Origin of the sequence: Paenibacillus sp. FSL H7-0716, from assembly GCF_038002705.1 — a bacterium.
Taxonomy (GTDB): Bacteria; Bacillota; Bacilli; order Paenibacillales; family Paenibacillaceae; genus Paenibacillus_AQ; species Paenibacillus_AQ odorifer.
Genome location: NZ_JBBODA010000035.1, coordinates 26500 through 39273 on the forward strand (window position 1 = coordinate 26500; position 12774 = coordinate 39273).

The 12774-nt window shown below is 47.6% G+C and carries 6 protein-coding genes and 1 riboswitch; all 6 genes read left to right on the forward strand.

Features of this window, described 5'->3' with window-relative positions; genetic code table 11:
- Positions 1 to 20: 20 nt before the first annotated feature.
- The 6 genes from MHH60_RS27920 (at position 21) to MHH60_RS27945 (ending at position 12389) form a co-directional block, all read left to right on the forward strand.
- The gene (locus tag MHH60_RS27920) at positions 21 to 3410 is read left to right on the forward strand and encodes a tubulin-like doman-containing protein (RefSeq protein ID WP_076137118.1); all 3390 of its coding nucleotides are present in this window, start codon (positions 21 to 23) and stop codon (positions 3408 to 3410) included.
- A gap of 4 nt (positions 3411 to 3414) precedes the next feature.
- Positions 3415 to 5817: a transcription initiation factor TFIID gene (locus MHH60_RS27925; RefSeq protein ID WP_081389088.1), complete on the forward strand. Its 2403-nt coding sequence runs from the start codon at positions 3415 to 3417 to the stop codon at positions 5815 to 5817.
- Between the two features lie 293 nt (positions 5818 to 6110).
- Entirely contained in the window at positions 6111 to 7385 is a 1275-nt protein-coding gene (locus tag MHH60_RS27930) for a vWA domain-containing protein (protein ID WP_076129588.1), read from the forward strand.
- Between the two features lie 24 nt (positions 7386 to 7409).
- On the forward strand, positions 7410 to 8051 hold the full coding sequence (locus MHH60_RS27935) for a beta-mannanase (protein WP_076099551.1): 642 nt from the start codon (positions 7410 to 7412) through the stop codon (positions 8049 to 8051).
- 82 nt (positions 8052 to 8133) lie between these two features.
- Entirely contained in the window at positions 8134 to 9396 is a 1263-nt protein-coding gene (locus tag MHH60_RS27940) for a hypothetical protein (protein WP_076129587.1), read from the forward strand.
- Positions 9393 to 12389: a GAP1-N2 domain-containing protein gene (locus MHH60_RS27945; RefSeq protein ID WP_076137120.1), complete on the forward strand. Its 2997-nt coding sequence runs from the start codon at positions 9393 to 9395 to the stop codon at positions 12387 to 12389. The genes MHH60_RS27940 and MHH60_RS27945 overlap by 4 nt, the downstream gene beginning before the upstream one ends.
- Positions 12390 to 12516: 127 nt before the next feature.
- Positions 12517 to 12719, forward strand: a riboswitch (cobalamin riboswitch).
- Positions 12720 to 12774 lie beyond the last annotated feature (55 nt).

Here is a 12774-nt window from a genome sequence, read left to right on the forward strand (position 1 = left end):
ACTTTTAGGAGGATAAGCATATGAAACCAGTAGTAAGAGAGCATATACAGCAGTTGGATGTATCACTAGGCGGCGGGATTGTCAGCGATAAAATCAGGGTGGATACGATTGATAATCCGATCCTGATCATTGGACTAGGGGGCACGGGCATTGATGCCCTGTTGCGTCTTAAATATCAGATTAACCGCCGCTTTAAGCTGCCGGAGGATCCGATATCCAAGAAGAAACGGGACAAGCCGGATAATGTAGAATTTCTAGCTTTTGAGACGAATGAACAGGATCGCGGAAAAAAATACAAGGGCATTGGGCTGGACCCGCAAAATGAATTTGTACTGTTGGCGAATGCTGAAATCGGCGGACTGCTACAGAACCGTAGTATTCTCGATTCTTATATTACAGATTGGCTGTCACCTGAGTTAAGTATTACAGATGGTATGAATGGTGCCGCTGGTGTGCGGCAGGCTGGACGTCTGCTTTTATTCACCAAGATTAATCAGGTTGTAGGCGCGATTGATAAGAAGATCAAGACGTTATCCGTAGGCACTAACAAAAAGCTGATGGTCTTTCTACTGACAGGTCTGTCGGGAGGTACAGGCAGTGGGGCGTTCTTGGATATTGCCTATATCGTACGCGGTATTATTGAACGTGACTACGGATCAGCCGGTATTGACCGTGTGAACACACTGGGTTATCTCTTTACACCTGACGTGAATCTGTCTAATAAAAGTCTAAGCGAGCACACGCGTGAATATATTCGCAAGAACGGTTATGCAGCGCTAAAAGAGCTGGATTACTGGATGAATGTGGACAGTCGTGGTGAGCGATTCCAGCAGCAATACGGTAATATTTTGACTGTAAATTCACCGCTGCCTCCATTTAATCTATGTCATTTGATTTCTGCAACGAATACCGAGGGTAAGCTGCTGGAGAATGCGTACGATTACTGTATGAACGTAACGGCGGAGAACATCACGAACTTTATGGCGAGTGAAGAAAAACAGTCTGGTGAAGAATTCGCCATCCATGACTATATCAGTAATATCCGCACCAACATTGCGCAGATGAACAAGACCTACCCAGCTAACTATGAATACAACATTATCGGTGCCTCGTCCGCTGTGCTTCCAATTGAGGAAATGACGACTTACCTGGCTTTCCGCTTGTTTGATAAAATGGAAAAAATGTTCCAGCAGGCGCCAGGTCAAGAGGATGTAGAGAAATTCGCACGTAAGCTTGGGATTGATCTCGACAGTATGATCAAGACGTTTGAATCCCGTGTGCCTGAGCCGTTGCCAGGCTACGAGAACAGCGAACGCTTGAGCCATGCCAATGTTGTTAAGAATCAAGTGGTAAGCATGGATACAGAGCTGGAGCAGAACTTCCTGGCTCGTGCCCGTGAAGAATATATCAAATCGAAAAAGCAGCTGCCTGGCGAAATTGTGGGACGTTTCAGTGAAGAGCTGGAGCGCATCTTCCTGCATCCAGAGCAAGGGCCGTTCTACGTTTCCCGCCTGCTGTATACCGAGAAGGGCTTCTGTATTTTGAAGCTGATTCAGTCTTATATTGAGGCTTTACGTGAAAGCTTGTTGCGTTTGCCACGTGATATTGAGACGGCGCAGGATAGTGCGGATGAGAAGCTGAGCGATGCCCGCAGTGCTTTTGTCTCCAAAGAGAAGAAGAAAAATGCCTATATTGAGGCTAAAATCAATGAGTATTGGCTGCACGCCGATGTAGAACGCACTGAGCAAATGATTCAATTTTACGAGGACTTATATGAGCTCTTAAACGATGAGAACAGCCGGATTTACGGTGTGTTTACAGAGATTCTTAGTGCGCTTAGCTCGATTTTTGCCAAGAACGGGGACATCCTTATCAATGGCGAAGAGCAGGCAGACTATAAAGGAAACAAAACTTATTATTGGAACATTGTGAACGTGCCGGATATTTCGGCGACCATCTCCAAAATCATGGATCAGAAGGATGGCGACGACCTGATTCGTGACTTTACCCGTGAAATGCTGAAGCATTCCGGACGTTGGGTCAAAGAGCAGGAGATTGATATCGTCCGCTCGATTTCGGAATTCCTTAGTGATAAGTTTGGGGATCTGATTACCCGTTCGATGGAGGATTTCCTTGTGATGAAATTCGGCCATGAAGAGCCGCTGGATAAGTTCGTAGAGCGGATTATTGCCGGTAAATTGGACGAAGAGGCTGTGCCTACCTTCCACCTTAGCAATAGCTCGGGCAGCTTACATTTCCCATCATGGGGTTTCGTTTCCGTGCCTGTTAAAGCGCCGGGTATCCTAAAAGGAATTCGTAATTATCAGAATAATGCGCTTGGCAAATCGCAATTTACGATCAAGGAAAGCCAAGTGAAAAACCGTATTTTCTGGCTTAACACACGTAACGGTGTGCCACTTTTCGTATACACGCCGCTGCGGGTGTTTGAAGAGAACTATGAGCGGACCATTCTCGACAAGGAAGGGATTGGCCGCCATCTCGTGATGACGGATAAGAACAACTGGACGTATCTGCCTTCTCCGATTCCGGAAAAATCATGGGGCGACACTTACGTCAATTCTCGTGTACGGGATTATAACGCTAGAGTGCGTGCAGACTTTGCAAAAGCGCTGGCAAGTGGAGTCATTATTGAAAAAGGTGTAGATGAGAACACAAGTAACAGATATTCTGTTGTGTTCACCAAACCTTTTGATCTGGACGCCATTTTGAGTGGTTTCGATATGCAGCTGCAATCTACACGCCCGAATCTTGGTGAAGTGAAGAAGGCGGTTGATGAGCTGAAGAGCCTGCGTGAGAAGGGCTTGGAGCGTGAAGGCATTAAAGATATCTTTGGCAGTATCAACAAGGACATGGCGCAGGAGAATCTCATTCGTTCACCGCAGCTGATTTCACGTGTTCGTGTGGAGTTGGCTAAATATACTGAACTGACTGCTAAAGCCACTGAGCTTGAAGGTGTGCTCCATCAATATCTGGACGAAGATAAGTGGATGGATCAGTTCATTGAAGCTTTGTATACGGACAGTATTATCAAAAAAGGCGCACTCTACGTTTATGACCGTGATGAAGAAGAGGACGCTTGGGAGCCGTTTGCTAATTTGATGAAAGAGCGCAGCTACGTAGAGTATGCCGTGTATCGGCACTTCCGGGAGCTGGATGAGAAGAGCCGCAGCGTACTGCTGCGTAAGGCAGCACGTCGTGCAGGTGAAATGACTGCCGCTGAAGACGTTACCCCGCTGCTCTATAAGCTGGAAGGGCTGTATGTATCGTTCCTGGAAGCACGCGACAGCTTAGAGTATGAACGGGTAGAGTATGAGAGCGGTGATGAGATGTACGGATTCTACAAGAGCATGACTAGCAAGCTCGGCAGTATCCGCAGAAAGTTGAAATAGGCCTATGATCAAAACACAGGCATTATCTTATGGTGAACAATATGCGGTACAGGAAGAGGCACAGCGCAGCAAAGGGGATGGACGCAGCAGCATCCATTACCCTGCCCTGTTTCTGTTCGTAGGCGACAAGGTTGCTCCGGCCATCGGTCCGGTGCTGGATAGCTGCGAACGAAAATGGGATAACGCCGGCGGGGTTATGGCATTACATGCTGTGTCAGGTGCGGCAAAAGAGGGAATAGACGGAAGTATAAGTGGATCTGTTGCGGGAGGAAAAGACCGGGTGCTGGCCATGGCCTTGCCGGAAACGGCAGGGTTAGATCCACGCACTGTGCGTCATGAACTTTTCCGCAAGTTTCATGAGGATACACGTTATCTTGCTGAAATGAATAAAGTTATCCGGCGGCTGAGCAACAGTATAGCGGATTATGGACGTCTATATTCATCTTTTGACGTCATCCATCTCTCTATCATTACGCGGGTTGATGATCCGCTTAATGTATTGCTGCCGGAAATTACACTGCTGGCTCGTGCTGTACTCGGCCAGTCCTTTAAGTCCGTACAGACAGATCTCTACGCTCTGATCAATGAGCGGGAGCAGGGGGATAATTTTGGATATTCCAGCTCAGTAGGGCTGGCTTTTCTGCGTGAATTGGACAAAATGCAAGCTACGGACTATAAGTTTAATGCGCCGTTACTTGTGACGGAAGATGGTCTGTCGATTCCAGTTGCCCATGGTCCTTCCGCATTATTTGACCTTGTGTATCTGCTCTCCGATAAGAATGAGCGCGGTATGATGTCTGCACACGGTATGGATGACAACTACGAGATTATTTCTCATATTAGTCTGCTCAAAAATCGGGTCCGCCCGGCTTCTGATCAGGCTACTGGTCATGGCGGATATAACAATATGACCTTCAAAAGCGGCATCAGAGGCAGCACTGGAAGACAAGGCTACGCCTCTGCTGGCTTTTCCGGGGTAAGAAGACCTAATGTTCAAATTGCTTTGGCAGTGCTGTATCATGCGTTCCGGCGGCTTGTCTCCGATATGCGTGAGGGCAGTTCGTGGACTATACGTGAACGGCAAGCGTTGTTAGGGCTGGACCCTGACAGCTTGCGGGAACACGCGGTACAGCTACTTCCGGAGAAAGACGGCCTGAATGAAATGACGGGGTTAATGAGTCACGGACGCCCTTCCTATAATGAACTGAAGCAGCTGTCACTTCGTGAAGCTGAACGGCAGTTGTTCGGTGACGGGGGCGAAGCTTATTTCCGTAATAACTTTGTGGCAGAGTCAAACCGGAGAGTGGAGGGAATGAATCCATTACGCCAATGGCGCACTATGCTGGCGGCACAGGAAACATCTACGCCAGCGGTAAGCTTTTATCAGCTTGCGGAGTGGACGGCAGATCGTGATGAAGCCGGAAGTGTGCTCCATCTTTTACGTCAGCATATGGCAGGCTTGCGTTCCGCGATTCTCTCCATGCAGGAGGAGCTTGAGGATCTTTATGCAGAAAGCGTGGAGCGCCAGCCGTTCCAGCGTGTGCCGCTTTTTGACAAAAGAACAGTACGTAACTTCATTCATTACTTATTCTCAGCCGTATATGGCAAAAAATATGAACTATTGGGCCTAGAAAGTGAGCTTGCCCTATGCAGTCGTTTGGAATCTGCACTTGAGCAGCTTCATATGGAAAGTATGGCTCGTGTGAAAGCTATGGAGACTTTGGAGGAAGAATTGCGTATTACTGTTATGGACAGCATTGGGCGAACAAACGAAACAACGGGCCAGAACGTAATGGAATACTACCGCGTAGTCACAGAAGAAGTGATGAAGGATATCGAAACCCGGCGTGGACCTGGAATATTCTTCAGTGAGAAGTACATGGGCAGTATCTCCAAGCTCTTAGAACAAGGGAAAGAAGCTGTGATTGAGCGTTTGATTGATATTTGCCGCCGGGAGCTGCTGACAGCAGAACCTTTTAATTTATCTTTTGAGGAAGAGCTTCTGCGGCGTGCAAATGTTGCGGCAGCCTATGAGAATCGTCAGGTTCTATCAAGGGAAGAGCTGTTCAAGCGCTTGTATCATAATTTAGAAGAGGGCGCGGCTATTAATGTTCGGTTATTCGAATACACGCAAGAGCATCGTCATGAGGAGAAATATTTCTTCGGAGACAGTTCATCAGAATTCCTACGCTACGCATTTGGAGTGGATGAGACAACCCGGATTTACCGGTTAGGATTCGTGCATGAGCAGCGGAGGAGCGGAGTTGAGAAGTTAAACCTGATGGGCGGCTTTCATTTAGAAGACCTGCTCTATTATCGCAATGGTAAGGTCTATTATGAGACTTATGCTCAGAATGGCTATCAGCTCCATGGGCTGAGTGAAGATCAGCTTCCTGAGATGCGCTGATGGCGTAATAGATAGGTCCCCTCACTTTGAGTCCCTTTATTGCCTTTGTGCAATAGAGTCATCGGATATAACGCTTAATTAGAGTTCCGGGATAGGGACATTTCTCCTTATTTCCAATGCACACTATGCAATAGAATAGAAATAGTTGTTCCTCCTATTCCATTCTATTGCACAAAGTGCAATCTGGGGGATGATATCACATCCGGGTAGCCCGTTTATCGGGCAGCATAACCCCCGGAATGTTTAAAGGATAAGAGTACAATTCAGATTTTACCCGGAAAGGAAGTATAACGATGCAGAGAAAAATCAATCTGCTGCTGCTCTTCTTCAGTCTGATCGGCGGCGGGGTTGCCTTTCTTTTTGGCGAATGGCTGCTAAGCTGGTATAACGATCTGCCTTCCATCCTGCTTGTGGGTATTTATTTTGCCATTGTGGCGCTGGGTGTCGGTGTAGGCTGCCTGCTTGCAGAGATGATCTCACCACGGCTGAACGGAGCTTCATGGAAGCAGCGCTACCTGGGGTTATCGTGGAAACTGCTGCCTCTGATGATTGTTCTTGCACTTGGAGTTGGAGCCTTAACGGAGTTTGTTTATGAGCTGAATTTTGGCGGTGCCAGACCGGTTAAGAATGTGGTGATGGCTATCGATGACTCAGGCAGTATGACGCAGAGTGATCCCGATAATAGCCGGTATTCCGCAGCAAAAGCGTTAATTACAAAAATGGACACTGACAATAAGGTAGCCGTGGTGACCTTTAACAACGAAGCTGTAGTTGTCCAACCTTTAACGCCACTTTCAAATTCGGAGAATCGTGAGAAGGTGCTGACTGCAATCGATAATCTGCAGCCAACCGAAGGCGGTACGAATATTAGCGGCGCGGTCTCGGAGGCACTCAAGGAGATTGACAGTGACGGTAAAAAAGACCAAGGAGCCATGGTCATCTTGTTGTCTGACGGAGTGAGTAATTTCGATACCACAAGAGAGTTGCAGGCTTATGTAGAGCGCGGTATTGCCGTGAATACCATTGGTCTGGGCTTGAATGATCCAGCAGGCACTCAGCTGTTGCAGGATATTGCGAGAGTGACAGGCGGACACTATTATGATGTCAAGGATTCAGCCCTACTGGGCGATGTGTTCCAGCAGATCTATGACCGTCTGGGAGATCGGACGCTGCTAACTGAGCGCAGTGATTCAACGGCAGACAGTCCTTATTATGCTGCGGTTCGTATTTTGTCACTGATGTTGATGGGGGCTGCGCTTGGATTAGGTCTGGGAATTATGTTTGATAACCGTCATTTGGCTAAAAGCTTTGGGATTGGCGGCGTAATATCAGGCTTGTTCGCAGGACTGATTCTGGAATTTGGTCTTAGCGGTGACTCCTTTACAGATAGTCTTATTCGTCTTCTGGCTGTTCTTATATTAGCTGCTATTATTGCATTATTTACAGGCGTCATTCCGGTAGGTGAAGGACGTATTTATCGAAATAGAAGAAACAATAACGCAGCGCCTGCACCAGCATCGGATAACTTTCCGGGCCGGCGCAGAAGCCGGAACAGCAAAGGATTCTAGTGTAGCGGAAAGGGGTTTACAGTAATGAGGTACGCCGAGGTTAATGCTTCCGCTCCGGGAATAACGGATGTGACATCCCAAGTGGATGACCGATTCTGTACGCTGAGATGGCGCTGGCCGGACGGCGTGCAGGCGGTGTACATCCACAAAACCTCCGCAGAAGCGGCTGACATGGGAACCGGAGATGATCCGCCGATCGGTATGAAGCTCTACACTCGTGAGGAATACAAATCTAACAATGGTTATCGTGATCGATTGGATGAGATCGGTCTGATATCCTATACGATATTTGCTCGTCTTGCTGAGAACGGTGAGACTGCCCTGGTGAGGCAAAATGATGGTGTGAACCGGGTGATGGTCAGTGCAGGCAAAGCCCGGATCTATTATTCCATTCAACAAAAAAAGGCCTTATTCGGAAAACAAAAGACCGTACATATGGCGATTACGGCAGAAGTGCCCGTGGCACGGGATGTCCTCTGTTATGTCAAGAAACGTGGAGGGCATCCGGCAGGGAAAGAGGATGGTATTCTCTTTCCCTTCGTCCAGGATTTCGCTCCTGGACGCAATGTACTTCCGCCGATTGAAATCGGTAAGGATGATTTTGTACGCATCTTTTTCACCGATGGCAAGAAATATGGGCTTTATTACGAATTGGTACCGGAGTGAGACTTGGTCTACGCGTACAAGCGGGTAATGAGCAGTGCGTTCATAGCAAGTACGTAGATACAACTTTTGGGAGGATGAGTAGATGTCTTTTTTTAGCCGTTTTATGAAAAAGAATCAGCCGGAGCCGCGGCCGCTTTTTTACGATATAGTGTGTCCGTATTGCTTCACCAAGTTCTCTCCGGAGGATGTCGTCTTTCGGGCTATGCACAGCCGGGAGGACGATGAAAATTACGCATTGGGTGAGGATGACGCCTTGAACAAATACCGTGAGCGCTTCGGGCTTGATACGGTAGATGACATAGAAGCGATTATCAACCCGGCAGATATTCCGGAAGAATATCATCATTACACAGATCATGTGTTAACTGGGCTTACGGATCGTTACGGTGTGCTTACGCGCAGACGGCTTTGCCCGTCCTGCCATAATGAGCTGCCGGTGACTGCCGGGAAGGTGCCAAGTAACATCATCTCGATTATCGGGGCATCCCAAGTCGGGAAATCGGTGTATATGACCTCGTTGATCCACACATTGCAGCATACTACAGCAGGTCATTTTGATGCCGCTTGTATGCCGCTTAATGCAGAAATTAGCCGTAAGTTCCGTACATTGTATGAGGAACCGCTTTTTGAGCGTGGGGATCTGCTGGCTTCTACACAGAAGGAAAAAATGCAGGAGCCTTTTATCTTTCAATTTGTCTTTAAGGATGAAAATAAACCGCCACTGACACTTGTATTCTTTGATGTAGCAGGTGAGGGTATGGTGGATCAGGATTATCTTGGACTTCATGGTCAGCATATCAAGAACTCAGCGGGTATTTTGTTTATGGTCGATCCGCTGCAAATCCGTTCTATCCGTGAAAAGATTCATATTAACATCGGTGACCGCCCGGGAGAATGGGTCTCACAATATGACGAGCCACGCGATGTGGTGCTGACGATGTTCGGTGATTTTATTGCCTATCAGGAAAAGAGCAAAACAGACATTCCAACAGCGGTTGTGCTTGCCAAAAGTGATATGCTGCATTCACTCAAGGATGAAGATGGCGATTACATCAAGTCTAACAGCAATGTGTTCAATAACTATGTTCACCGCAAAACATTAAACATGGACGAGTTTCATAATATCGACGGGGAAATTCGCAGATTTATTGGTAAGGTGGACAGACCCTTTAAAGATACAATGGATGTTTATTTCGCGAATACGGGTTATTTTGCAGTATCTGCGTTGGGCAGCAACCCTGTGAATCAAAAGATTGAGGGTGTAGTAAGCCCGATTCGTGTAGACGAGCCTTTTATTTGGCTGCTGCATAAGCTGAAGTATATTGAGGGGAGCGACGGCCCGTGAATGTTTTCTCAGGGTCAACAATCGCCCAACAGATGTACACCCGCGAACGTCGCGGAGTGTTTCGTTCCACAGAAGGCTTCGATACGGTAGCGAAATCAGATAGTCTAGACAATAATTTTGTGAAAAAAATCCTTCATCCCTTCTGCCTCTACGATGCTCCTGCGGAGTTAACCGCGCGTGGGGAGAAGGATGAGGCTGCATATCCTGGTGCGCTGCACCTATTTCATGCTGAGAACGGGGATACAGTTATTGGGCTTAGTCGTTATCAAGCGGCCGATTTCACAGGCCAACGAAGCGCTTTTTTTGCACATAACTATGTAGTACCTGCTTCACGTTCCGAAGAAATTGTGCAGAGCTATGGAGACTGGCTGCATGCTGATTTTGCAGAGCGTTATACTGGAGAGCTTGGTGGAACCTTGCCGGAGCTGCCCTCTATTCCAGTTGTTCGCACAGACCGCAGCCCGGATCCAATCGCAGGCTTACGCTTGCTAGGGATTGATGAAGGGATATTCAAGGCGTTATTGCAAGCGGTAATGCTCTCTGTAGCAGGTAAGAAAAAAATCTACGTGGCTCTAAACGTACCTATCACCGAGTTGTCCGCGCGGGCGGTGGAGCTTACAGAAATTCTGTATAGCGTGCTGCCGTATGAATTCCGCCGTAGATTAGGCGTGATTACGTATGCGAATGAACCGCAAAGCCGTAAATATATACATCTTAGCTTTGTGGAAAAAGGTTCACTTCGTCCCGGTGACCGCAGTATTGAGAAGGATTATACCTTTGATTTGGCTTCCGGACGGATGGGGAATGTCGATTTTGGCGAGTCCCGCCAGCCTTATGCTGATTTGGTATGGAAGCTGTTACTGCTGAATCCAGGAGATATTAACGACTTCGTAAGCTTCGCCGATCAGATTCTGCGTGGAGAGAGTCCTGAGCACAAGCTATCTCTTTCTTTCTATAATGAGTTGGCTATCTTTTATGAGATTGAGCAAGGGAACGAGCATTTATATACGGAAAACAAGAGTGCGGTGCTAAGTGGTTTGCTTTCATACCTAAAGCCAGACGGTGCAATTCATTCTAGAATCCGCTTGAATGATATTTTCTTAGAACGGTTTGACCGGGAATTTGATCTGATTCGGCAAAGAAATGTGCCAGATCCGGCGATTATGGAATGCTTTAAAGAGTATTTTGTACTTAAGGATCACAATTACAGGGTCAGAATCGTGGATTATTTCATCAATGGGATGCTTCATAGTGTGGAAGCGGGCCGCAAGGATATTTTGAGTGCTGCTTACGGGATCATTGAGAGTAATGATGAGTTAAGTGCAGCTTACTTCCAGCGCGTGATGTCTGAAACTTATTTCCGTAAGCAGCTACTTGAGCCTTATATGGAATCAAGACTAGCTGCGGCGTCCAGATCTGCGGATATTCTGAGCTTTGTGCTCCATTGGGGGCGGTTCCTGCCAGTGGCGTTAGAGCAGTCTTTTGCTCAAAATGCTGTGAAGGATTATTTGCTAGAAAAGCTTCAGCTGGAGCATGATCCGGTGGCTTCTGTGGCGGAAATTCATGAAATTGTAGATAAGGCAGAAAAAGATCGCCGCAAAGGAACAGGAGTTGCTCCTAAGGCACTCTCCCTAATGCAGGATCTTGCTGCTTCAGCAGATAGATTCTTACTGAACCGCTTATCGCTTTCTGATATGACGCAGGAGGAGCTTCTGGAGGTAGTTTTTTTACGGTATGGTAATGTTGTCGATTGGCAGCCGCCACTGGATAGGATTAGCAAGCAGAAAGAGAATGCGCTGCGTGCCGCTTACCGCTGGTTTGGTGAAGAGAAGCCAAATGAAGAGATTTTTACAGGATTGTCTCCGCAGGAACTAGATGATGTGCAGCTACTGGGTCGTCGTTTGCTAAAAGAGGCGCGTGTTCTGGAACCCTTTGAACGGCTTCCGCTAGCCTTTTACTATACAACTCAGCGTGAAGGGGGTCCGCTGGATTACGATGCGCTTCTGGAGCTGTTAAAGCGTAAAGCCGGTTCCGACAAAGAAATCATCTATCGGTTTTTTGCTTGGTCGCAAGGCAATCCTTTATTTACGGTTTCGAATAAAAAGCTGCAACCGGGTTACCGTAAGGCGATTCTGAAGTATTTCCTGAGCAGTGATCGTGAAGCGTTCAAGAATCGGGAATTCCGAAAGAACTATGTCGCGGCAGCTCGGCCTGCTCTGCAAAATGTGTACAATGAAGCCCGCTCCCAACTGGCTTCCCCGCTGGCGCGCTGGATCAGCCGCAGCCGATTTCGACTCTTAATCTCCGGCTCCATTACGGGTATTCTGGTGATTATTGCAATTATCGTATTCAGTATGCTGCGTCCGGATGATACGAAGACGGCTCTGCCGGGAACAAGCCCTGAGCCGACCCCTGTTCAGAGTGCAGGCAATGTGCTGCCTCCGGCTTCAGTATACTTGAAGGATCAGAGCGGCGAAGGAGATAAGGGGAGCAGCATATTGGTGTTCACCTTCGCAAGTGCAGATGACTGTGTGCAGTTTCAACCGACTGAGATTAGTTTAATGTCTTCGTCTACAGAGATAGATAAAAGCTTTAAGGTCGCTGCTACGAATGGGACTTGTCCAGTGCCGTCAACGGATGGGACGGATGAGAGAAACGCCGCTGACGAGTCAGATGCCGCTGGCACTACTGGAGGAACAGCAGAAGGTGCAGATGCTACTAATGCTGTAGCTGATGTATCTCCGTCTCCTACGCCTTCCTCTGATGCTGAGGACAGCACTGGGTTGCCTTCCGCAACAGCTGTGACTGAAGGGGAACAACCTTCCTATCAGGTTGAGGTTACATTGGAGCCTGGAGCGACAATTTTAGAGAAAAGTATGATCAAAGCCGGAAGATTTACATTGATCGTAGATCCCGATCCTAATATTCCACCAGCTTCTGATTCAAGTGCTGAACCTTCCCCAACTGCAAGTCCGGAAGGAACAGTCGAATAACAAGCTTTCTGAACAGCAATACCTACCGGCAGGTGGCGTATTGCTGTTCATTTTTTTGCTGCCCTTACTAAGCTTTTCTATAGACATGCTATGTATTAATAGATATGATTATGGATGTCAAAATAAGATACTACATACTGGAAAAGGTGCAGACTCTATCAATCTAGTCGTCTGCTTAAAAGGGAAGTCCGGTGCAAGAGTCCGGCGCGGTCCCGCCACTGTATGTGCGGAGTTTTTCTTCTATAAGCCACTGCCCCGAAGGTAGGGTGGGAAGGTGAAGAACAGCGATGAAGCATCAGCCAGGAGACCTGCCTTTTTCGTGAGCGTTTCTATTCTTCGTGGGGTAAGAATGTGGAACATATACAGATGGACTGTTGGCAGGAAG

What these genes read in the sequence shown, in the direction of transcription:
- MHH60_RS27920 (WP_076137118.1), top strand. Translation starts at nt 21, where the DNA reads ATGAAACCAGTAGTAAGAGAGCATATACAGCAGTTGGATGTATCACTA.
- MHH60_RS27925 (WP_081389088.1), top strand. Translation starts at nt 3,415, where the DNA reads ATGATCAAAACACAGGCATTATCTTATGGTGAACAATATGCGGTACAG.
- MHH60_RS27930 (WP_076129588.1), top strand. Translation starts at nt 6,111, where the DNA reads ATGCAGAGAAAAATCAATCTGCTGCTGCTCTTCTTCAGTCTGATCGGC.
- MHH60_RS27935 (WP_076099551.1), top strand. Translation starts at nt 7,410, where the DNA reads ATGAGGTACGCCGAGGTTAATGCTTCCGCTCCGGGAATAACGGATGTG.
- MHH60_RS27940 (WP_076129587.1), top strand. Translation starts at nt 8,134, where the DNA reads ATGTCTTTTTTTAGCCGTTTTATGAAAAAGAATCAGCCGGAGCCGCGG.